Below are 23,676 nucleotides of genomic sequence, written 5' to 3' on the forward strand. Positions count from 1 at the left end.
AACCTCCAAGGGGTTATCGCCGACCGAAGCGGGTGATACACTGGTCAGCCAGTTGCTGCCAAACGCCAGTCTTGTCCTTGAATACTTGCTGGGTCAGGTCAAAATCCTGCCCAAGCGTCTGGCTGAGAACTTCATCGGTGAAGTGCCAAACGAGCACTCCATACGACGAATTGCCGAAGGTCTCGCGATTGTCAGTGACCTGCTGGTACAGGCACAGGAACGCGCCGATCAGCTGGTCGCGCTCGGTGCCAAACTGTTCAGCACGGGCTTCGTCGCCCCGTCCACTTTCCACAGCGTCAATGACGCTGCGACGGTTGCTGACGAGCCAGATGGCCGTCTCAAGCGAAGCGACGGCAGTCTTCATGCCAGACTCGTCGATGAGCACGATGCTGTGGATCGTCGACGACTGGTCAAGCGACCAATTTGCCGCTTTCGGAAATTCGCAACCATTGAGAACGATCAGATCCGAACATCCACCCCAACCCGACACCTTCTGTCGGATGAAGATTGTGTCCGAGTCCGGAAAGATGCCTTTAACTTCCTTACCGGTGTCGGGGTCGATCCAACGGTAGATATACCGCTGGCGTCCGTTGTGCTGCCACAGGTCGAGGCAGAACCACGAATAGTAGACCAGGCACGGAATCAGAGCCAGCACGATGTTCGTAAGCGAGATCTCGATCTCGGCGTCGATCATCATGTGTATGCTGGCGGCCAGCATTACGATGCCGACGACGGTGAAGGAACTGATCCAGCATGCCGAGCGCTTTTCGCTACTCATGATAAACTCCTTCCCCATAGGCCCTTATGTCCTATGAAGACGAAGCGTGTCTGACAGCCATCCTGCAATGGAGAATTCCCTGCAAGTTCTGTCCGGCACTTGGGGTGCGCGTTCAGCTAGTGAACGTGCCGTCGCTTCTCTTGGTTCTATCCATTTGAAGCAACTGAGCATTCTATCACTAAAACTGCATCTTGTCAAGTCCATTAGTAGGTGAGGATACGTATCCTCACCTACTAATGGGGTTAATACTATTGAGGACATTCTAATCATGTATAAAAAAACACCATGTAATGGCGTCTAATTTACGGGAGAAGATTTTACTTTATAAAGAATTTATCCAAAAGAAACTGAAAATGGTTATCACTGCAATAATCGATCCAAGGCGCAAAAATATTTCTTCGGTTTTACCTAGGCTGACATTCCACTTTTTAGCGGTGAAAAACGCCAGTACAATACTGCCTAGTGGCATAATAATAAACAGAACGGTTGCCGTAAATATCGTCAGTTGGATACCAAGCCCGATGGTGAAAATCATCAAACCAAAAGAGACTGAAGGCAGTACAATAGACAGCATAGAATTTAACGGCGCTTTGTATTCGTTTTTATTGATTTCCATATAAGTATCCTTTTCTTTTTTTATCTGGGAATTTCTCTATTGCATAGCGCAGCATAGTACGGGGCATTCTGTGGTAGTTTTTCTTCAGGAATTGTTCTTCCGCAGGCATATTTCTATTGCCAATCTCCCGGAGCATCCAACCCACCGCTTTCTGGATTAAGTCGTGTTCGTCCTCTAACAGTATTCTAGCAAGTTTCAGCGTTTCTTCAAACTGCCCTTGTCTTATGAAATAGTAAGTCGCCATTATAGAAATCCGCCGTTCCCACAGATTGCCGGATTTCACCAGTTTATATAACATGCCCCGATTCCTATCAAACAAATAATGCCCGACAAAATACGGCGCGGATGAATCTACCAGGTCCCAGTTATTAATGTGTTTTACATTTTTGAAATACAAATCAAAGATGTTTTTCTGCTCCGCTTTGCCAGCGCTGTTATATTTCAGATTCAATATATGAAGCGCAGTCAGTCGTTCCTCATGCCATTTGGATTGTAATAGTTTTTCAACGGACTTCAAATCAATTTGTTTAAATTTTTTTGCGATAATTCTCTGATTAGGGACTTTGATCCCCAAAAATTTATCATTTTCTCCATATTGCCCTTTTCCGGTTTTAAAGAACCTCAAAAGATTTTGGGCTTGTTTGGGGTCACTATGTATATGGAGTTCTTTTCTTAATTCATTCAGATTCATTTTCTCGTTCATAAAATATTTACATTGATATTTTAACAGAACAGTTTCATTTTGAAAATAGATAATAGCGAGATACTAGTAAAAATTAATCTCAGTAATTTCAGCACTAAATATTTTTATATTGACCAATATCTTGGACAGAGATATGATTATAATATTGTTAGAGATAATAAAACAGCCATCAATTTATTTGTTGGCTACTAAAAAACTAACGTCGAAACATATGAATAATCGAGCACGTAGCGTGGTCGTCGGAGTTTTCTCCGTGTTGGCCATCTTTGTCGTGGCAAGCGTTGCTTTTAGTGCCGTGACAACATTCAAAGGTCAGGGTACTTTTGAAGTCGATTCGCTTAAAGTCGGTAATCAAGGCACGGGTGGTGTTACCGCTTTCAATGGTACAATTATCAACAATACAACTGGAGCAAACGGTTCTGACCAGCCAGTGGCCTTCGGCGATAACGTCCGGATTGACGGTAGAGTTTATCGTGGCAGTACCGCGGGCACTAGCGATGACAAGCCTTTTATTATTAATGACAACGCGGAAATTTCAGGCACATTGGAAGTTAATGGGAAGACTGTAACGGGCACCAAGCGGTATGAAGGAACAATCGATACCGGTAATGACGGAGATTTTATCTCAACATATGATTATGATACTGATTGCACTACGCCTGATTCCGGCACATGGGCGAAACAATCACATGCGCACTTCAAAAAAATTACTGTTACTGAAGCAAGTATGGATGCGCCAATAAACATCCGGGTGTTTTACAAACCTTATGATGATGGAAATGATTATTCACCTAGTATCTATCCTGAAAACAACGACGTCTGGGTTTCTGCTGGCTATTCTTTAGGTGAAGATGCGGTCTATCTTATCTACAAATATGTTGAAGAGAGTTGTAATGGAACACTTACAGATTCCATCAATACTACAGGTGCTTATCAGGTTGTGGTCAATTAAATTATTTTTTTAGAATGATACAAAAGGACCGCTTGTCGAGAGCGGTCTTTTCTATTTTATATTGGTCTAGTTGCATTTTTTTATAATATAATGTAATTTACTAACACTAATATTTCAGATAGTATCGCTCTTTTTTGATAGGAAGTCCCGTCCTAAGCCTGAGACAATGAAACTGAGCAGGGAGGTTCGGTCATGGCCGAGGTCATGTGTGGATTCAAAGCGCGGGTAACGAACAGGTTCCAACCCAAGGGTTGCGTCGCCTTTGAGGTGCGCAGCGGAGCATTGGTGTTGGATAACAGCACGGAACTGTTGTTCGAGAGGTGGGAGCGTTTCGAACACTACCAGAGCGTGCACTCGCTCCAGATCAACCGTCGGCCGGTTAGGGTTGTCGTCGCCGGCGAACGGTGCGCGGTACTGGTGGAAGGATTCTGCGATGAGCTTCCTCCCAACAAATCCGACGTATTTCTCGTGAACGGCGTGCAGGCCACCATCGGCGGCAAGGGGACTATCTTCCATGTCTATGATGCCAGCGGTGTGATCGCGGTCGACCTGGAAGAAGGTGTTTTGTGTCAGGGTGACTGGATCGTTATCCATGGTCCGGATGGATTCCGCCACGAACAGATCGCCGCCTCTATCGAGGTCAATCAGGGCTATCAGGAAACAGTGATTGCCGGCCAAACGGTCAGCATCCTCATCGAGGTGGATCCGAAGAACGGATTTCCCACTGAAGGTGACACCGTCACCGTAGTTTCGATCAAGAAGTAGGGCGTAAGTTCTACGGTTTGCGCGGGCTCATGTAGTTCGCGCATTTTTTTATTTTTAATAAATAAACGATTGACAATAGAAAACCGCGATGATAAACTTTTATTACTAATTAGTTAATGTATTTTGTTTAAAAGATTTTTAAATAGAATACAATAAGGTCACATAATAATGGACGACCAAAGAGATTTTGACCAACGTAAATCTTACCAAGGCCAATGGAGTTGCTCAGAATGCGGAGCAGAAATTACCGAACTTCCATTTGAGCCGGATGGAGATCGACCGCTTTATTGCCGGTCTTGCCACCAAAAGCGAAGAAACGACCGACCGCGTCGGGACTACTAGTTTCTAGAGAATTTGAAGAGACTCCTCAATTGAGGAGTCTTTTGGTTATAAAAATGTATCAGGTTGACAAAATGGCCTCGCTGTAATAATCTAGCCACTCGCGGGTTATCAGTTAAGCGTTGTTCTTTCATTCAAACCAAAGGAGAGTAGTGAATGGATGATGATGATTTCATCCCGCCGATTGAACACATCGGTAATGCTATCCTGGAAGCAATCTTCAGGTTAGTGGAAACACCAGATGCAGATCGCCCGGTCATTGATATAGAGGTCGATGACCATACCACATACCTCGATGTGCAACTCACGGGTATGGGACTGGTAATTGCCGATGGTCAGGGAGTAATCGCGGAAGCGATGCTGGATGATGATATTTTACCTTCGCTGGTTTTCATCGCGTCGGGCGTGCCTTACCGGAAGAGTTGGAAAAATCCCCATTTCCCAAACATCGTGAGAATCGTGGAACACGTTCAGGGAGGAAACAGATGAAGTGTAATGAAGTGCTCATCCCGGCCAGTCTACCCTATTTGAGGGGTTACACCCATGCCGGGTGTCTGCGGGTAACGAAGGTCATTGAGTCGATTTGCTTTAATGGACGGCTGTTCTGCCTGGTCCGCTGTTCCGACTGCAACGGGGAGGAGGCTCAAGGAAGCAGTATTCGCGTCTTCACTCCGCGTGACACCAACCATGCGTGGGATCTGGCTTTCCCCATGGTCATCGTTCCCCATCCAGATCAATTCGTCGGTATGCCACGATTCCTTCGAGAAGATTGTACTCTTTCGATCGTTGATTCTGCTGGCGGAGGAATAGCTCCGATCAGGCTCGCATAGAACGACTTGCGAGAAACACAAAGCTCGTGATTTGGCAGATTCACGAGTTTTTTTATTCTATTTTATTTTAAACTTTCTCTTTAATTCCGGGATATGGTTTTGGGCGGCAAGTTCGCCGGAATTAATAATATATCTTATTGTTTTTTCCGGTGAAATTATTCTTGCATTGTCAATATGAGGTTTGATTATTGTATAGTTTTTCTGTTTATACTCTTTTAATCTCAGATCAGCGATTTCTTCCTGCATGATCCTAATACTGATATCCAGTACTGTTAGGATGGAAGATCTCTCGTGCGTCTGCAGGTTTTTTTTCGGAGTGATATTCACTGTAATAAATTTTTTGATTTTTTTTGGTAAAATCGGAAAGGGCTGGTTGTTTATCACGCCGCCGTCAATATAGTAGTTATTTTTAATTTTTAATGGAGCGAAAACTCCCGGATATGCAGTACTTGCGTGGATTGCATTCATAATATTACCGGAATAAAAAATTCTTTCTTTACCTTCAGTAATGTTTGTTGCGTTGATATATAGTGGAATCTGAAGGTCACTAAAGTCTGTGACTCCGACAAAATCAATAAGAGCTTTTTCAAATTTACTCATTTTTTTGATTCCCAATTTGGAAAAAGAAAAGTCCACTAATCTGTGTAATCTTAGTGAGAGGATGAATTGCTCCATTTCTTCCGGTGTTCTGCCAGCCGCATAAGCAGTGCCGATTATACTACCCATACTGCAACCAGCGATTGCTGAGATTTGGATCCCTAGCCGATCGATAACCTTGAGCACTCCAATATGAGCTAATCCCAATAAACCACCACCACTTAGTGACAGGCCTATTTTTGCCATATGTATAAAATTATGATTATCCTATTAATTATTTTACTCTTATTTTAAAATATTGACAAAACATAAAATTTAGAGTATAATAGAATAAGAAACAAAAATAAAAAACATTTAAATATGGATATGAATACTAACAGTTATACAGCTGTTTTGGCTGATATTGGCCAAATATGCCATATAAATGCCACCATTAATAAAGTACGTTAATTGCGTGCTTTTTTTGTAAATATGGATGACTTGCTAAAAAACCAAAACCCGATTAAAAAGACTTTTATCTATATAAAAGCGCTTTTTTGCAAAAATCTTGCTTTGGAATACCACAAGGTAACGCCACAAACGGATCGGGGTGTCTACACACGCCCATATACTAATTTCAAACAGCTGATATGGACGATACGGTTTTTTGGCTTTATTCTGATTTTTTCAGCAATATTAATTCTAAATCTGGCTGATTCTAACGTAAGCACCGCGGCCAGTTCAATCAATATTTCAGGTCATGCTTACCAGGATTTCGGTAAAACGCCGATTGACGGTAGTGTTACCGCCAAAACAGTTCAGTTGAAGGTTGAAGGGGCTGGTGCTTATACAGATGAGATAACGACCGCCGATGGAGCCTGGTCTATATCAGCAGTGAATGTTAATTCTGGGGATATAGTTACGGTGTTTTTAGATGATGAATCAGAAGAGGCTACAACTGCTTTTATTACTGATGAAACGTCACAAGTGAACGTGAATTTGTATAGTAACTATGTAATTTTACGGTCAGATACGGGAACGATAACCAATAGTGATTTATTGACGGGAGATAATGGCGATGATGATATCAAATATATCGTTTCAGGGGCGGATATCAGTTTTGATCCGGGATTTAATTTATATATCTGGACGGGTGATATCTATACTCCGGGCGGTTTGGTAACAACCCAGGGCGGAGGAGATTTCCGGATCGGTGATGGTGCGACGGTAAATATGAATAATAATGCTGTTGCTGTCAGCGGTTCCTGGAAAAATGAAGGCACTTATAACCCTGGCAGTAATACGACAACACTGAATGCTTCTGCCGGCACAGAAGCTATTGATAATAGTGAAGCAGATTCTGTGGCGGGCGCCGATTTTAATGACTTGATAATTAATGATAGTGGGTCCGGTGCAGCTTATGTGCCAGGTGGCAATGTAGATGTGGCAAATAATATAACAATTGATGGTGGTACTTTAAATATGAGCGGTCCGCAAGTTTGGTATTTTACTGATGATACGGATGGTGCGGCAGCAAACAGTCGAAGGATGAAGTCGGAAGATCCAGCCGGGGTAGCCAGTGATATCGCAACTTGTTCTGATAGTGAGGTTGACCATAACAAACAATTTTGTGTTTTTTATCCGACAGGAACTTCGGGATTTATTGGTGCATCCCAACCTGCCACTTTCCAATCCCGTGCGTATATGTTAAATAATGGCATGCCGATTAACGGGTCCATTGCTGCGGGTAGTTGGTCAGTGAATCTTACTAGAGTGTATCATCAGGGTTATTATCAGTACGATACTATTGGTATCTCCGCGCGTCTTTGGAAGGTTAACTCTGATCTTAGCAGCCCAACTGCAATATCAAACTGGACTATAGTAGCGACAGGAAATACGGAAGGAGCTACCGATAATACAATTACTTTTGCCGGTATACCCCAGCAAGATTTAAGTAATCAAATTTTAGCGGTTGAGTTTGAAGTCAGAACAGGTAATGCTTTTCATCTTGCCAGCAGTGGTGAAACAACAATTTCTCTGAGGGTAAATGAAGGCGGTTCAAAACAAAAATTAAATACGCCGGCTTTTACACCCCAAATAAATGTTGGAGGAAATTTTGATAATAATGACACGTTTACTCATCAGAACGGGAGAATCGTTTTTGATGCGATAGATACTGATAACACTATAGAAACAGGAGTAAGCAGTTTGTATGATGTCGTATTCCAAGGTGACGGCGGAGACGGTACATGGGCAATTCAAACTGATGATATGAATGTTGCCAATACTCTGGATGTTGATGCCGGTGATGCGGTGAATATTAATTCCGGTAGAGTTTTATCTTTAGCAAAAACTTCGGGTTCAGTTCTGACTCTGGATGGAATAATTGGCGGGTTAGGCAGATTGGATTATAAAACCTCCACTGTTTTCCCGACAACCGGAACGATCTCATCAATTTTGCGTTTGGACACGACCAGCAATGATCAAACAATGCCGGTTCGAACTTATGGTGGTAATGTGGAAATATATAATAATTCCGCCACAAATGCCCGTACCGTGACTCCTGCTGCCGGAACACATACTGTTGCTGGTGATTTAATTATCCAGGCTGCCAATACTCAGAATATTTCTTTTGCCGGAGCAACAAACGATCCGACAATGAATATTTCCGGTGATCTGGATTTTGCCGTATCGGGTGGTGGAGTGCAGACTGTCACGACCGGAAGTAATCCTTGGACTGTTTCTGGCAATGTCGATTTAACCGGCGGAACCTTCACTACCGAGACTGGTAATATACTTGTCATGAACGGAACGGATAAAACTTTGACCAGCGATGCAGAAAACCTCGAAAATTTTACGGTCAGCGGAGGAGCGGTATCATTAGCGGATCCGTTAACGGTCAATGAATCAGTCGGCATATCGGCAGGATCTTTTTCATCAGGTGGAAATGACTTAATAGTCAAAGGCGATTGGTTAAACAGCGGTGGAGCATTTAACCACGGCAGTGCCGGAGTTACATTCAGTTCGACGGATGCCGGTGAAATTATTGAGGCCGGCCTGTCCCCGTTCTACGATGTTGAATTTAATCATGCCGGCGGCGGTTGGACTATCCAGACAGACAACATGACGGTTGCCAATGATTTGAATTTAACCAGTGCTTCATCATTTGTGGTGGAAAGCGGACGGACGGTTGAAGTTCAAGGCAATTTTATCAATTCCGTGGGCGGAGTCAGTACTACCTGGACCGGTTCAACATTATACTTAAACGATGCCAGTGAACTGGATATGATTAACACCAAAACCGCTGGCGCTGATACATACGGCACATTGCGGATCGGTGGAAGTGACGGAATTGGAATGTGGAATTCTACCGCCGACGCGATCACTGTAGACAGCGGTGGATGTTTAGAATCATTTGATCATAATACAACAGACGGGCAATTAAATATCTACGGCTCATGCAATACCCGGTCGAATGAATATTGGGCATACGCTACAGATTTCGACGGTACTGACTTATCTGGAGGAGATGAAAGGCAGACGAATATAAGATTCAGTCCGAGCGCATCATTTGCGGTTGATCAAGCTGATTCCTTGCTGATTCAAGGCCAGTCAGCGGGCAGTAATAGAACGCAGATTTCCAGATTAAGTACCGGTAATTTCGGCATGAATGTCGCTGGCACGATCAGCGCCAGATATTATGATTTTGACTATCTAAATGATTCCGGTTTAAATATTTCATCAACCGCTACGGTATCAGAACTGTCGGACGGCACCTTTGATAATATTGGAGCGGGCTCCAATCCTAGTTATATTTCTCTGCTGGGATTAACATCTAATGATTCATATAGTAATGTGGTTTTTGATTCGGCATCAGATGGCGCGGATGCCAATGCTGTTTACAATGTCAATGCGAACGGCCCGGGAATTAATTGGACATTTGCCCAGGCCAGCGGCAACAAAAGCGGAGAAAATTTTGACAGGGAAATAAACGGCGCACAGATAGCATGGACCATTTATTTTTCAGTAATTAATGACGGATTGGTCAGTGACAGCAATGTGACAAATGATGCAACCCAGCTTTCCGCAAACTGGTCTACAGCAACAGATGACGGGATTGATCATTTTGCTTATGCCATAGGAACTACCTCGGGCGGTAATGAAGTTGTTGACTATACCGATGTTGGTTCCAGTAAAAATTTTACCCGAACCGGGCTAGCGCTTTTGAATGGTGTAACTTATTACACAACAGTTAGAGCATATAATTCTGATAATGAAGTATTGGAGTCAATCACAAGTAATGGGATTACTGTCGATACAGCTGAGCCGACATTTTCCAATATAGTAATCACACCTGCTGAAAATTCATTTACTGTTTCCTGGACGAGCAATGAACCGACTACCAGCATCATTCATTGGGGTCTGACAGATGCGTATGGAAATATTACAGTTGGTGATTCAGTAAGAACGACACAGCATGAAGTGACTGTGACTGGACTTGCTGGTAATACCACCTACCATTTCATGCTTACCGGAACGGATACAGCAGGGAATACGGGAGAGTCGGCCGACAATCTGGTTACAACCAGTGCATTAGAGAATACCATTATTACGAATGTACAAGTTTCGAATATCACGACAACTTCAGTGCTAATCTCCTGGACCACTAACCATGATGCTGATTCAAAAGTCCGGTACGGCATAAGCACTGAATATGGTGGTGAAGTTTATGATGCTGATCTGGTTACAATGCATGAATTATTAATCTCGGACCTTGTACCGGATACAAGATATCATTATGAGGTATTGAGTACCGGCAATACGATAGCAATTGATGCGGATGCGACGTTCTCAACACTGGCGGAAGGAGAAGAAAACACATTACCTGCTATTCCGACAATTATTGCTCCGGAAAGTGAAACAATTGTAAATACCACGAGACCATTAATTACCGGTTTGGCTGAATCCGATAACGATATATTTATTTTAGTTGACCGTGAACTGGTCGCGGTGGTAAAAGCCACTAACGATTCCAGTGGTACCGGCAATTTCTATTATTATCTTAAGGAGCCCCTGCTTTTTGGCAAACATAGTATTGTGGTTAGGGCGCGGGATGCAGACGGGCAGGTCAGTCCTGAATCCGGTCCAAGAGTGTTCTCAGTGAATCCGCCATATCCAACACCAATCGTATACGCTCCAACTTTATATGATGGTGATAATTATAGAGTTACAATTCCTGGATTAGCAATTAATGACAGTCAGATTCGGGTATATTTGAATGGAGTAATTGTTAATACATTTATGGTTGAAAATAATATTTCAGGGACAGCGAATTTTAATGCATTAGTTAGCGGACTAACGTTCGGTGTGAATGTTATTGAAATTGATGCTGTTGGCTTAGACGGAAAAGTAAGCGAAAAAACAGATCCGTTGACGGTAACGATCAATCAGTCTGAACAGAATGTTACTGAATATGTGCTCGAAGGAGAAACAGTGCAGACCGAATTATTTTATGAAGTGTCCGAAGGAGATTCGCTGTGGAAACTGGCAGAACAGTTTTATGGTGATGGAAATATGTGGAATCATATAAGTTTTGCTAACCAAGAGGTTTATTCTTCACTAAAAGACAATCCTGGCATAATTATGCCCCGTTGGAGGTTGAAAATTCCAGCACTAGTGTTAAACTAAGACAACAGATACTTTATTCTTGAACATTTTAAATCCCCTAATGTTTAATTTAGTTAAAGGAACAAATAAAACCAAATTTTATTCTAAAGCTCTAATTGCCCGCAATCCGGCCATTGTTTACCACAAGGCGGTAAATCAAAACCAGAGCGGCGCACCAATTACATCTTACTCACAATTCAGAAGGAATGTGAGAATTGCCCAGTCCGTAATTGCTTTAGTAATGTTTTTTGGCGGTATCATTTTCAGCCTGCCAAAGCTTTATCCAGCTCTTGCGGCGTCCAGTATTAATCTTTCCGGCATAGCATATCAGGAAAACAGGACAACTCCGATTGATGGCACGGCAGACAATAAAACAATACAGGTGGCGGTTAATGGTGTTATTCAGACTAGCGACACAATAACAGATAATACTGGTTCCTGGGGAATTACCGGGCTTTCAGTGAACAGTGGTGATATCATCACTGTGTTTTTGGATGAAGAAACTGAAGAAGCAAACATGGTTTTTGAATCCAACGAGACAACTCAGACGAATATTGATCTCTATCGTAATCATGTAATTGTCCGTTCTGACACAGCCACAATTACCAATACAGAAATTATCACCGGTATTAATGCTGACAGCGATGTTAAATTTTCTTCGCCAATTGCTACTGATATTGAAATTGTTGCCGGTTTTCATCTGTATGTCTGGGGCGGTGATACTTTTTCTATGGATGATAGTGTCTCAGTTGGCTCCGGTGTGATTATCGCAGCCAGCGCGACACTTACCGCCAATGGCAACCCGATTTCTGTTCCAGGAAACTGGACTAATGCCGGAACATTCACGCCGGGTGGAAATACAGTAACGTTTAATAGCGGAGTAGCTGGGCAGTCACTGACTACTGGTAGTTCTATCAACAACGGCAGCGGCGCGCCGTATTCTGAAACTGCCGGTAAAAAGTTTTATAATGTTACTATTGCCACAACTGGTGGTGGGACAGTGACTCTGGCGGCGAGTTCGGACTTATCAGTTGGCGGTGATTTAGTTTTTACCAGTGGGAGACTCGATATCGGCTCTAATGATAACAAAATTTTAATAGCCGGGGACTGGGATGCCTCTACTGTAACCGAGTCAGCTTTTGAAGCACGTGAAAGTACATGGAATGATTTTCCCCAAGTTCATTTTGTCGGTAGCAGTACCCAGATGGTAAAAATCGCCAGCGGTGAAAAGCTTCAGCTAGATTCACTTGAGATTGGCGATGTTAACGGCATCGAATCTTCGGTTGTTCTTTCTACTGGTGGAAGCGCGGCGACCCTTGCCTATGATTTATATTTGGTTGTACTAGCTGGCACATTCGACACACAGGACGGTGTGAATGCAAGCGTAAATATCAGCGGAAATGGAAGCGACTCGGAACTTTATGTTGGTGATGAATTTGGTGAAGACAGCGCTACTTATAAACGATTCTATGCAAATAGTTCAACAATAAACAATATTAAAGCACTTTTTGTAACGGATGGTCGGGTCGGCGGAGATGATGCGACTTTTTATGCGGAGGACTCGACGATCACTCTTTTGGATTCCATCAACGTAGGTGACAGCAGTGTACTAGCGCATGCGGTTAATGTTTTTGATGCTTCAGCTACTAGCGCTAATACTATATCCATAGATCGAATTGATGTAGGGGTTGGTACATTTATTTTGGGAGATTCCCGTATTATAGATGTTGACCGTGCAACAGTTCAACAATATGGAATTCGTGTTTATGCCAATGGCACGTGGGATGCGTCTACCTATACTTCAAATGCTACCGTAAATGTAGCCGGTAATATTATTGTGGATACCGGTGGATCTTTCCAAACGGGGAGTACAACCTTTGTATTGGACGGCACGGTTGCGCAACAAGTTGATTCCGATGTCAATCTTACATTTTACGCGCTGACAATAGATGACACGGCTAGTCGGACAGTAACACTGCACGACACAGATACAGCCGGACGAAGCTTTGTTGTAAATGGAACATTCACTTGGGACAGCACAACGCCTGCGAATGCCGCCAATATTTCAATTGGTAACGTAACATACAGTGCCTCTGTCACTTTAAATTCCGGTTCAATAGTAATTCCATCCGGGCACACGCTGACTATATATGGAACTGGGACACTTGATGTTTCAGGAAGCTGGACTAACGCCGGAACCTTCACGCCGAATTCAAGCACGGTCACATTCATCGGCAGTTCCGGTACGCAAACAATCAATTCAACAGGTGCGGTAAGCGCCGGTTTTTCAAGTGTTGTTATTGATTCATTGGGTGCCACTAAACAGCTGAGCGCGACAAATATGGCGATTAGTGGCAATCTCACTGTTCTGAACGGAACGCTTGATTTAAATGGCAGACAATTGCAGGTTAACGGTTATTTCAACAAGTCCGGCGGGAATCTGAATATGGATCAGGGCGGGGACAATTTCAATGTTGACGGCACTTTTACCGTGTCGGGTGATGCGGGAGGGTCAGTACTGACTGCTGGATCAACTGTAGTCGGTGGTGATGTTGATATATCCGGTGATAATACGTTTGTAATGGGACATGCCACAAACTACCCCGTTTTCTCCATGGATGGCGCGGCGGACGCAAATTTATCCATTGTGGGAGCGAATAATGCCTTCGGCTATACTGGAGGAATCGGTGAATTTGATGTTGATAAAACTGGGGGAGCCGGAGTAACATTATTGTCTCCGGTCCAGTCATGGAATTTTCTTATGAATACCGGTGAGCTTGATATAAACGGTCAGACACTGACCGTATCCAGTCTCTTTGTGGGATTTGGCGGACTTCTAACAATGGCTAGCGGAACAATCGCAACAGGCAGCGATAACCTTGTTCCCTCCTCGCACGCCATGTTTTATGTTGACAGCGGTTGGACAGAAAATATCTCCGGCGGGACCATTACTGTCGAAGGTGTTGGGCATGTTACTAACGGTGCGGCATATTTTGCGAATGGATCAGCTTTTACTCCGACCGGGGGAACTTTCCAGTTTATCGGCAATGACAATAAAGTTCTGACAATCGCGGAAACAGGCGAAGCGGATTTCAATTTTTTTAACCTGACAATCGGCGACGGCGTAAATGCGCTGACGGTGGATATTAATCCTTCTGTAGCTATAACGGTGGATCTGGAAGGTGATATGACAATAGCAACAAGTGCCACGCTTGATTCAAACGGGGAAATACTGGAAGTGGCAGGTGGTTGGGATACTAACGGTACTTATACGCACGGTAACAGCACGGTGACTTTTGATTCGGCTGATACTGGAGAGACGATTGAAGCGGGCAGTTCCCAGTTTTATAATATGGTATTTAATAATGCAGCGGGCGGTTGGACTGTACAGACTGACAACTTGACTGTCGCTAATAATTTGACGCTTACCTCTGCAAATACATTTACTGTCAGTAGCGGTGTAACTATTGAAGTAAGAAATGATTTCACAAACAGCGTCGGGGGAGCGAATACTACCTGGACCGGTGCTGCCTTATATCTGAACGGAACTAGCGCGAGCCTTGATGAGATAAACACAAAGACTGTCGGAGGTGATGTATATGGAACACTACGGATAGGGGTAAATGAAAATGCGGCCATGTGGAGCTCTTCAGCAAGTACGGTTACTGTAGACAGCGGAAGCTGTTTAGAGTCTTTTGACAATGGGGCAGTGGATGGTCAAATAAATATTTATGGTGAATGTAATTCACGTTCCGCGGAATACTGGGTATATGAAAATGACTTTGACGGGACCGCTCTCGGGCTATCAAGTCGGCCGGTAACTGTCAATTTTTCCAGCGGGTCTTCCTATACGGTTGATAGCGGAGATATTTTGTATATTGTCGGTTCAGCCGGTGATTTCACGGATATTTCCGCCACTTCCGGTTACTTTAGCCTGACTGTGAACGGAATAATTCATGCTTCAAATTACAATTTTGATAATCTTGATGCGAGCGGTCTTAAGCTGAATAGTACGGCTACGATTTACTCGTTGGATAACGGATCCTTTGACAATAACGGTCCGGGTGCAAATTCCAGCTACATTACTTTATCCAATCTGGATACCGTTAACATGTTTGGTGATGTTATATTTGATTCCCAAACAGACGGAGAGGATACAAATGTTGTTTATAATGTTAATGCTACTGGATCAACCATCAATTTAGTATTTCCATGGGCAGGTGGTAATAAATTCGGTTCAGAATTTGAAATTGAATCCAGTGGTGCCCAGATTAGTTGGACGATTTTACCTTCGGTGGTCAATGATGGATTAACCGGAGATGCCAGCATCACAAACGATCCCACCGAGCTCTCAGCAAACTGGGAGACGGCGCAATCATGCTCAGAAGATAACGTTTCAATATTTACGCCATCAGACGGGATGAAATCATTAGATTTCTCAGTTGTCGAAAAAGACGGTGTTTATCATGTAATCCACATTCGTGGCGAAGATATCCCTTGGTGGGCATATCCGCAAACTACTTTTGGGCACGAAACCTCTACTGATTTAAATAACTGGACGAACCAGGGACCAATTGATCTTCATGGCTCTGTCGGAGAATGGAATGATAAGCAAACTTGGGCGCCTTATATTTATGAAGAAGGTGGTACATACTATATGTACTATACCGGGGTGAATTATGACACGAATTACACTATGAATGCTCAACGGATTGGCTTAGCAACTTCTACTGACCTTGTAAACTGGACTGATGCCGCCAGTACTTGTTCCGGAATCGGCGGACAGGGTTGCGTATTAGACTGTTCAGCTGCCTGGTCCACTTGGGACCAGTGGGATAGTACTGCTTGGAAAGGCGATTGCAGAGACCCATTTGTTACCAAATGGGGGAGCACTTATTATATGTTTATGTCAGCAAAAAAAGAAGAAGGTGCCACTGACCGCATGGTTATCGCTTTCGCTACATCAAGTGATTTATTGAATTGGACATTGCAGGATCCGATTGATGCAACACTTTCCGGTACCGCCGAGTCGCCCACTGTAACAGAACACAATGGAACATACTATATGTTCGGAACAAGGTATGATCATATCCAGTACTATACAACAACAACCCCGACTGTCGCGGCCAGCTGGGTGGATCAGGGTTATGCGCATCAGCATTTTGCCAATGAAGCGGAGCCGTATATAGCGGGTCAGACCCTTTTCCCGTACGTTCATGGCGAAACCTGGGCGGTCCGATTTTTGAAATTGGGATATAACGATGACGGGTCGCTTAGGTATTCCAATAACGTAACTCCGGCCTGCCAGTCCGGCGGCAGTCTTGATCCAGATGATCAGACAACTCCTGACGCCGTAGATCATTTTGAATACGCTATCGGTTCGACAGAAGGCGGAACTGATGTTTCCGATTTCAGCAGTGTCGGGCTGTTAAAAAATGCTACTAAGACGGGATTGGATTTGGCGGACGGGACATATTATACAACGGTTCGTGCCATAAACAGTTCCGGTGAAGTAATCGGCCAGTCGTCTAGTAACGGAATTATGCTTGACTCGGGATTGCCTACATTCAGTAATGTCAACACAAATTCCACTCAAACAAGCATTACTATCCAATGGACCAGCAGTGAGCCGGCTACTACTCAGGTAAACTATGGTCTTACAAATGCCTATGGATTCACAACTGTATTAGACTCTACTCTAACTCTGAATCACTCGGTAACCATTACAGGCCTGAATGCAGGTACAACATATCATTTTCAGCTGGTGGGAGAAGACGGATTTGGCAATACGGGATATTCAATTGACTACAGTACGGAAACAGTTGCACCGGATGCGACAATAATTACAAATGTTCAGGTGATTAATCTTACTGAAACTGCGGCGTCGATTACCTGGCAAACTAATCATCCCGCTGATTCCAGGGTTAATTATGGTTTAAATACAGATTATGGTCAGGAGAAATATGACAGCGGATTAGTTTCAGAACATCTGGTTCAATTGACCGGATTAGAACCCGGTACTGTATATCATTACCAAATTGTCAGCACGGGGAATACTGTAGCAACACAGGCTGATGCGAATTTTACTACAATAGCAACTGAAGTCCCTGATCCGGATACAGAACCGCCTCCAATAGATATTGAGCCTGTCCCATATCTTCCTGCGCCGACACTTTATGCTCCAGAAAGTGGCAGTATCGTGCACACGGCATTGCCGACCATTACCGGGGTTGCCCGATCGAATAATGACGTGTTCATATTGATTGACAGGGAATTGGTCGCGGTGGTCAAGGCCAGTGATCATTCCAGCGGAACAGGAGATTTTTATTTTCACGTTAAAGAACCACTTACTAGAGGCGACCACAGTATTATTCTAAGAGCGCGAGATAATGACGGATTAATCAGCAGTGAATCAAAATCATACAGCTTTTTTGTGGAACCGCCATATCCGGTGCCCACGATTGACAAAGCATATGTAACAGACGGCAGTAATCCTTCGGTTGTGCTCTTAGGTAATGCAATAAACGACGCGACAATCAGAGTATATGTAAATAATAGGATTATTAATACTTTCAAGGTAAATAATGATCCGTCCGGAGTTGCCAATTTTAAAATCCTTATTTCCGGGCTGGAACCCGGGGAGTATAATATTTATCTTGATGCTTTAGAACCCAGTGGCAAAGAAAGTGTGAAAACAGGAACATTGAATGTTGTAATCAAACCGCTCGGATTTAATGTCCCGATTTACGCGTATCAGGATCAGAATTTGTATACAGTACAGTCCGGTGATACGCTTTGGAAGATTGCTTTAAAACACTACGGTCTTGGCGATAAATGGGTGGTGATCCAAGGTGCGAATATTGACCGATATCCGTCTCTGGAATCCGATCCATCCGTTCTGAACATCGGCTGGACACTACTCATCCCGCTTCTTTGGTCACTATAGAAAAAAATCAAAAACCCCCAGGTTACCTGGGGGTTTTTCGTATTGCAATAATTATTTTTTTGTCTCTGGAATTCTCCAGCTAAAGTATATTCCGGTTAGCAAAATTAAAGAAAGAAAAAGAAACAGGTATTCAATCGGGTAGAATTTTAACACAAGCATCGAAAGCCCGGATCCGATCAGATACCCCAGTGGTGATGCGTTGCGAAAAAAATTAATATAGTCAATATCCTTGACATCAACAGTTTTGAAGAAATATGTTTCTCTCATCGCTTCAATTAATGCCGCCCCGCATCTGCTTAAAAATAAAATCAGCGCCCAGACAAACGGATTATCAGATTTTATAAAGAAAAACAGGGCAACGGCAGATGCGATAATCATAAAACCGAGATTCAAAACTTTTTTCTCGCCGTTATATTTGTCGGCGAAAATTCCGGCGGGTATCTCCAGGAATATGAAAGGTAAGAGCATGAAGGTGAAGATCATACCGATTGTTTTCCATTCAAAACCGATGGTCTGGTGCAGATAGATCGGCGCGTAAATTACCGCAGTTGCATAAAACAGTTCCAGTAGAAAGGCGATTGCAAATATACCGCGCAGATTTATATTATTCCATATATGTTTCAGTGTCGTCAGCGAGTGATGATGTTCGTATTGCAGATGATCGGCCAGTAGTTTTTTGTTATACAGAATGATCGCCAGTGCGATTGATAGAAGTATTGCCGCCATGATATAGATCAAGCGATAATTTCCTTCGCCGGTCAGATAGCCAACTGCCAAGGGGGAGAAAAGCCAGCCCAGATTAATGAAGGTAAAATAAGTAGTTCTGATCCTGCCGGTTGTCGGGTTGGTAGTGAAACGCTCAACAAAAACATCCATATTAATCCAGATCAGATAGCCCATACTTCCCGTTAAAGCAAAGAATATAAACGCACCAACAGTAGAGTTTGTGGTAATCAATAGAATAATGCTTGTTATCTGCAGCAAAATTATTATAATGGCCAGCTTATAATTGCTGATTTTCTTGATAAAGTAGGGGAAAAAATTAATGGCAGCCAGGCTGAGTAGCGCTTCGCCCAGAAAAAACAAACCGACCCGCCCGACGTCCACAAATTCTTCCATAAAGGTAGAACGGATGTATCCAGGAAAAGCTGCGGCTAGAGCTAGAACAAATCCGAGAAAATATAATACTTTAAGATTTTTTGTTATTTTCATATTAATATTAATTAGAAAAGGTAAACACAAATAAAATAATTGCTATAAACACAAAAAGTATGCCTTCATATGAAATTTTGTCTGCTTTTTCATTTTGGAAAAATGAATTAATTCCATTATCAATTATGTCAAAAGCCAACCTGTCTTTTTTATTACTACGAACATAAATTTTTTGCTCCGAATATCTACCTTTATGGAAACCGATGCTCATGTTTAATTCTTTCAAAATAAATTCGTTTTCTTTTTTTTGATAAGACAAATTATTTTTCGTCAAGATATTTTCTATTCCATGCTCAATTGATGCTTTGCCAGTGTTCCAGACTATGTAGGTTGTATATAATTTAGAAAGATAAAAAAGTAGCCACAAAAAAAAGGCAATAACAATAGAAATAATAATTTTTGGTACCAACGTTATATCAGGATTAGTAATGAATATAACTGACCAGGGGATGATCAAAGCAGAAATCCCAATTGCGAAACTGTCTTTAACAATCAACACCTTTCTCATTAGTATCCTGATACCCAAAAGCGCCACTTCTATAGCGTTGACAGCTAATGCAATATCGAAGTCTTTATAACTAAAAACCATTAGTGAATATTAGATTTATCTTATGAATACTATTTAATAGTATCATTTTTTTAATAAATAAAAAAGGCCAGTTTTGTTAGAATGGCCTGAAGGAAATAACAGTCGCTAGTAGCCCGATAAAAGCACCGGCAACTACCTGTGGCAGTGTATGTCCCAGAAGTGTTTTCAACGCTTGCGGTCGTGAATCGCGTTCGAGCAGATGCTCTAACTCTCTGATTAGGACATTAAGCACTTCTGCGTGTTTACCCGTGGCGTGCCGAACTTTTGCAGCGTCGTAGATGATGAATGCTGCAAGCGTGAAGCCGATGGCAAACTCAGCGCTGTCCCACCCTTCGGTTATTCCCAGACCGGCAGCCAGCGCGATGATTCCGGCTGTGTGAGAAGAGGGCATACCTCCCGTCTCAAATAACCTTCTGGGCTGAAAACTCCCCTCTGGATAGAATGTGATAATGACTTTCAGAAGTTGTGCCGTGAAGTTGGCGGCGATGGCTGTCAGAAGCACCTGGTTGTGAAAAATTCCGTTCATTTCACTTCCCGAGGATGTTGTGTTTTTGCGTCTCGTAACGAACAATCGATCAAAACATGCAAAGGATTGCATGAGTATGTGAGTTTAACGGAACCTGGGAAGAAAGTCAATTTCACATAGACCACCTTAAAATAATGCGTAAATGTGTTATACTAAAAAACTATGGCAAAGTATACCAAACAAACATTCAGAATTTATTGGCACCAGACAAAAAAGTATCGGGGTGCATTTTTGCTTATTTGTCTGGCGATCAGTATCGGTTCAATTACCAATCTTGTCGCGCCGCTTTTTTATAAGGAATTTTTTGATGTATTGTCGAGTGCTGGTGAGACTGCCGGAAAAATAGGATCATTAAAAATTATTCTGCTAAAAGTGCTCGGTGTTTATCTGGTTAGCTGGGTTTTTTGGCGTACGGCCGGTTTTGGTGTTTCATATTTTCAAACACACATCATGGCTGATCTGATGAACGACTGTTTTGCGTATATCCATAAACACTCAGTAACATTTTTCAATAATAATTTTGTCGGATCGTTGGTGAAAAAAGTCAACCGTTTTGCTCATTCCTTTGAGTTAATTGCCGACCTGATTTTTTGGGACCTGTTGCCGATTACCGTGGATATAATTATGATCTTTGTTGTTCTGAGCCAGAAGAATCTAATGCTAGGTCTGGCCGTGCTGTTATGGGTGATAATTTATTTGTTGGTTAACTACATTTTCAGTCGTTATAAGATGAAGTTTGATGTCAGGCGGGCGGTATTGAATTCCAAAGTAACCGGGATGTTGGCCGATACTATAACTAATCATCTAAACGTCAAACTATTTAACGGTTACGAAAGGGAAAGAGGCGGTTTCCGCGGGATTAACAGTCAATATCAGAAACTTCAGCAGTTTACCTGGAATCTGGCCAATTATTTCGAAGGCGGGCAGGCATTAATGATGATTGGTTTGGAGTTGGGGGTAATGTATTATGCGGTTACGCTCTGGCAACAGGATATTTTAAGTGTCGGCGATTTTGTATTGTTGCAGGCATATCTTTTAAACATCATTTTAAGATTATGGAATTTCGGCCGGATCATCCGAAAATATTATGAGGCATTAGCTGATGCTGAAGAGATGACTGAGATACTTGAGACTCCACATGAAATAAAGGATATACCCGGAGCATTACCGATATCAGTAAAGATGGGTTCGATAAATTTTGAAAATGTTGCTTTCAGTTACAATATGACACGCAAAATAATTAGAGATTTGAATTTAAAGATTGAAGCACGGGAAAAAATTGCCCTGGTCGGTCCTTCCGGTTCCGGCAAATCCACGATAGTAAACCTATTGCTGCGCAATTATGATTTAACTGATGGGCAAATATCTGTTGACGGTCAGAAGATCAATAGTGTCACCCAGGAATCACTTTGGCATAATATTGCACTAGTGAATCAGGACCCGATTTTATTTCACCGGACACTGAAAGAAAACATCTCCTACGGCTTGCCGAGTGCCGGTGATGCGGATGTAATTGAAGCTGCTAAACAGGCTCATGCACATGACTTCATTCGCAGTCTGCCGGGGGGTTATAGCACTTATGTTGGTGAACGTGGTGTTAAACTTTCGGGTGGGGAACGCCAGCGCGTGGCTATTGCACGTGCTATATTAAAAAATGCGCCGATATTGGTACTGGATGAAGCGACCTCTTCGCTTGATTCTGAATCAGAAGAGCTGATCCAAGATGCATTGGGTAATTTGATGAAGGATAAGACAGTTATTGTAATTGCCCATCGTCTTTCAACAATTATGAAAATGGACCGGATTATTGTGCTGAATGAAGGCGCGATTGTGGAGCAGGGAACGCACCAGGAATTAGTAAACAGCAAGGGCGGTCTTTATAAAAAACTCTGGGAAAAACAGATCGGTGGATTTATAGAGTAATATGTTTTGGTAAGATAAAAAACTTACCCTTTGGGTAAGTTTTTATTTTATTATTGCATTTAATTGCTTATGGCTGAAGAATTCCTTCGGTTTTCCCGTCAATGGAGATAAATACTTCCTGCACGGAGTCGAACTGCTTTAAAGTATTTTCAATCTGGGCACGGACCATTTGAACACGGCAAGAACCGCCGATGTTTTGCAGTTCCTGATTGAAATCCGCATAGGCTTTTCCGTCAGTAATATTTAAAGAAAGCAACCGGGCGGATGGACTGATACTTGTGTTGTAATCATCATTTTCTTCAGCTTCTGTCGGGCCGGTCAGTAGTTGATTAACAGCGGCGGTGGCTATTTGAGGTGTCTCATCGATAAGTCGTTTAACCGCAAAGACTGTACTACAGTCGGATTGTTCTGATTCTTTACCTAAATATATTTCAATTTCACTGATTGTTGAAGCGACGAATTTAATTGGTATTCTTAATTCTTTTTCTAATGATTTAATTCCTGAAGGGTTTGCATTCTGCAGTACCAGGAACCCGGCTGTGGCTGATCCTTTTGTAAATGTAAGCAGTGCGGTAAAATCAACATAATTTTCCGTCTGCCAGTCGCCAATGGCTTCTGCGTTTCCGTAGCCAATTTGTTTATCATTCTCATCGACTATCTGAACTGGAAATACCGCCTCAAAAAACCAACTGCCTTTTGCTCTGCCGGCAACTGTCAGCGGACTATTAACAGTTTCATCTGGAACTGGTTTAGTAACTTGGACATCTGATTGCATTGCACTGTTAGTATTGGAATTAGTATTTATTGCCGTATTTGTATCCTGCTGCCCGTTGCTGTTTAATGAACTGTTGGAATTTACCCCATCATTTTGTATCAGATAAAATATCATAACGCCAATAACGACGATTAATATTACAATAATGATTATTAGATATTTATTTTTCATAAATATAATATTACTGATAATACTGTCTTAATAATATCAGTAATATAGTTAATATCAATGGATGTTTGATAATTGCTGTTATAATGCATAATAAGCCGTATTTATCGGCAGTTACTTGACAAAAATACCATAAATGCTATTATACAGGCGGACAACTGAAAACTGATAATTACAATTACACAGTGCAGAGGTTCATTGTCCCTTATTCAATGGGGATAAGTATAGTTTACATAGAAATATTAGTCGAATTTCGAAGTAACTATATACTAATTCATTCCTTACGACGTTATGCAAGGAACAATCAAAAA

15 protein-coding genes are annotated in these 23,676 nt (G+C 42.4%); 8 read left to right on the plus strand and 7 right to left on the minus strand.

Going from position 1 to position 23,676, the window contains the following annotated elements; translation table 11 throughout:
* Positions 1–13: 13 nt before the first annotated feature.
* Positions 14–778, minus strand: a complete 765-nt coding sequence (locus WCW66_05420; GenBank protein ID MFA6392150.1) for a hypothetical protein — start codon at positions 776–778, stop codon at positions 14–16.
* Between the two features lie 290 nt (positions 779–1,068).
* Between WCW66_05420 and WCW66_05425 the strand changes: the two genes are divergently transcribed.
* Positions 1,069–1,398 (plus strand): hypothetical protein, encoded by a 330-nt coding sequence (locus WCW66_05425; GenBank protein ID MFA6392151.1) that lies wholly within the window; start codon positions 1,069–1,071, stop codon positions 1,396–1,398.
* On the opposite strand, the gene WCW66_05430 is transcribed toward WCW66_05425, so the two are convergent.
* Positions 1,381–2,097, minus strand: a complete 717-nt coding sequence (locus tag WCW66_05430) for a DNA alkylation repair protein (GenBank protein MFA6392152.1) — start codon at positions 2,095–2,097, stop codon at positions 1,381–1,383. The genes WCW66_05425 and WCW66_05430 overlap by 18 nt on opposite strands.
* A 211-nt stretch (positions 2,098–2,308) precedes the next feature.
* Between WCW66_05430 and WCW66_05435 the strand changes: the two genes are divergently transcribed.
* The 4 genes from WCW66_05435 to WCW66_05450 all read left to right on the plus strand — a co-directional run bounded on the left by WCW66_05435 (position 2,309) and on the right by WCW66_05450 (position 4,642).
* On the plus strand, positions 2,309–3,049 hold the full coding sequence (locus tag WCW66_05435) for a hypothetical protein (protein MFA6392153.1): 741 nt from the start codon (positions 2,309–2,311) through the stop codon (positions 3,047–3,049).
* A gap of 192 nt (positions 3,050–3,241) precedes the next feature.
* A complete protein-coding gene (locus tag WCW66_05440; protein ID MFA6392154.1) occupies positions 3,242–3,814 on the plus strand; it encodes a hypothetical protein in 573 nt (190 codons plus the stop codon).
* 168 nt (positions 3,815–3,982) lie between these two features.
* On the plus strand, positions 3,983–4,156 hold the full coding sequence (locus tag WCW66_05445; protein ID MFA6392155.1) for a CxxC-x17-CxxC domain-containing protein: 174 nt from the start codon (positions 3,983–3,985) through the stop codon (positions 4,154–4,156).
* A 153-nt stretch (positions 4,157–4,309) separates the two neighbouring features.
* On the plus strand, positions 4,310–4,642 hold the full coding sequence (locus tag WCW66_05450; GenBank protein MFA6392156.1) for a hypothetical protein: 333 nt from the start codon (positions 4,310–4,312) through the stop codon (positions 4,640–4,642).
* Positions 4,643–5,040: 398 nt separating this feature from the next.
* Here the strand turns inward: WCW66_05450 and WCW66_05455 are convergent, their stop codons facing one another.
* On the minus strand, positions 5,041–5,826 hold the full coding sequence (locus WCW66_05455) for a patatin-like phospholipase family protein (GenBank protein ID MFA6392157.1): 786 nt from the start codon (positions 5,824–5,826) through the stop codon (positions 5,041–5,043).
* Positions 5,827–6,051: 225 nt separating this feature from the next.
* On the opposite strand from WCW66_05455, the gene WCW66_05460 reads away from it, so the two are divergent.
* On the plus strand, positions 6,052–11,247 hold the full coding sequence (locus WCW66_05460) for a fibronectin type III domain-containing protein (GenBank protein ID MFA6392158.1): 5,196 nt from the start codon (positions 6,052–6,054) through the stop codon (positions 11,245–11,247).
* Between the two features lie 40 nt (positions 11,248–11,287).
* Complete coding sequence (locus WCW66_05465) at positions 11,288–18,172, plus strand: family 43 glycosylhydrolase (GenBank protein MFA6392159.1); 6,885 nt, start codon at positions 11,288–11,290, stop codon at positions 18,170–18,172.
* 51 nt (positions 18,173–18,223) lie between these two features.
* On the opposite strand, the gene WCW66_05470 is transcribed toward WCW66_05465, so the two are convergent.
* The 3 genes from WCW66_05470 to WCW66_05480 form a co-directional block, all read right to left on the minus strand.
* Positions 18,224–19,384, minus strand: a complete 1,161-nt coding sequence (locus WCW66_05470; GenBank protein MFA6392160.1) for an MFS transporter — start codon at positions 19,382–19,384, stop codon at positions 18,224–18,226.
* Positions 19,385–19,391: 7 nt separating this feature from the next.
* Positions 19,392–19,973 carry a hypothetical protein gene (locus WCW66_05475; protein MFA6392161.1) on the minus strand — a complete coding sequence of 194 codons (582 nt, stop codon included), beginning with the start codon at positions 19,971–19,973 and terminating at the stop codon, positions 19,392–19,394.
* A 76-nt stretch (positions 19,974–20,049) separates the two neighbouring features.
* Positions 20,050–20,544 carry a divergent PAP2 family protein gene (locus tag WCW66_05480; protein ID MFA6392162.1) on the minus strand — a complete coding sequence of 165 codons (495 nt, stop codon included), beginning with the start codon at positions 20,542–20,544 and terminating at the stop codon, positions 20,050–20,052.
* Between the two features lie 117 nt (positions 20,545–20,661).
* Between WCW66_05480 and WCW66_05485 the strand changes: the two genes are divergently transcribed.
* The gene (locus WCW66_05485; GenBank protein ID MFA6392163.1) at positions 20,662–22,422 is read left to right on the plus strand and encodes an ABC transporter ATP-binding protein; all 1,761 of its coding nucleotides are present in this window, start codon (positions 20,662–20,664) and stop codon (positions 22,420–22,422) included.
* A gap of 67 nt (positions 22,423–22,489) precedes the next feature.
* On the opposite strand, the gene WCW66_05490 is transcribed toward WCW66_05485, so the two are convergent.
* A complete protein-coding gene (locus WCW66_05490; GenBank protein MFA6392164.1) occupies positions 22,490–23,368 on the minus strand; it encodes a GerMN domain-containing protein in 879 nt (292 codons plus the stop codon).
* Positions 23,369–23,676 lie beyond the last annotated feature (308 nt).

The sequence above is a fragment of the Patescibacteria group bacterium genome (genome assembly GCA_041664365.1).
In the GTDB taxonomy this organism is placed as follows: Bacteria; Patescibacteriota; Patescibacteriia; order UM-FILTER-42-10; family UM-FILTER-42-10; genus JAHJEX01.

What these genes read in the sequence shown, in the direction of transcription:
- WCW66_05420 (MFA6392150.1), bottom strand. Translation starts at nt 778, where the DNA reads ATGAGTAGCGAAAAGCGCTCGGCATGCTGGATCAGTTCCTTCACCGTC.
- WCW66_05425 (MFA6392151.1), top strand. Translation starts at nt 1,069, where the DNA reads ATGGCGTCTAATTTACGGGAGAAGATTTTACTTTATAAAGAATTTATC.
- WCW66_05430 (MFA6392152.1), bottom strand. Translation starts at nt 2,097, where the DNA reads ATGAACGAGAAAATGAATCTGAATGAATTAAGAAAAGAACTCCATATA.
- WCW66_05435 (MFA6392153.1), top strand. Translation starts at nt 2,309, where the DNA reads ATGAATAATCGAGCACGTAGCGTGGTCGTCGGAGTTTTCTCCGTGTTG.
- WCW66_05440 (MFA6392154.1), top strand. Translation starts at nt 3,242, where the DNA reads ATGGCCGAGGTCATGTGTGGATTCAAAGCGCGGGTAACGAACAGGTTC.
- WCW66_05445 (MFA6392155.1), top strand. Translation starts at nt 3,983, where the DNA reads ATGGACGACCAAAGAGATTTTGACCAACGTAAATCTTACCAAGGCCAA.
- WCW66_05450 (MFA6392156.1), top strand. Translation starts at nt 4,310, where the DNA reads ATGGATGATGATGATTTCATCCCGCCGATTGAACACATCGGTAATGCT.
- WCW66_05455 (MFA6392157.1), bottom strand. Translation starts at nt 5,826, where the DNA reads ATGGCAAAAATAGGCCTGTCACTAAGTGGTGGTGGTTTATTGGGATTA.
- WCW66_05460 (MFA6392158.1), top strand. Translation starts at nt 6,052, where the DNA reads ATGGATGACTTGCTAAAAAACCAAAACCCGATTAAAAAGACTTTTATC.
- WCW66_05465 (MFA6392159.1), top strand. Translation starts at nt 11,288, where the DNA reads ATGTTTAATTTAGTTAAAGGAACAAATAAAACCAAATTTTATTCTAAA.
- WCW66_05470 (MFA6392160.1), bottom strand. Translation starts at nt 19,384, where the DNA reads ATGAAAATAACAAAAAATCTTAAAGTATTATATTTTCTCGGATTTGTT.
- WCW66_05475 (MFA6392161.1), bottom strand. Translation starts at nt 19,973, where the DNA reads ATGGTTTTTAGTTATAAAGACTTCGATATTGCATTAGCTGTCAACGCT.
- WCW66_05485 (MFA6392163.1), top strand. Translation starts at nt 20,662, where the DNA reads ATGGCAAAGTATACCAAACAAACATTCAGAATTTATTGGCACCAGACA.
- WCW66_05490 (MFA6392164.1), bottom strand. Translation starts at nt 23,368, where the DNA reads ATGAAAAATAAATATCTAATAATCATTATTGTAATATTAATCGTCGTT.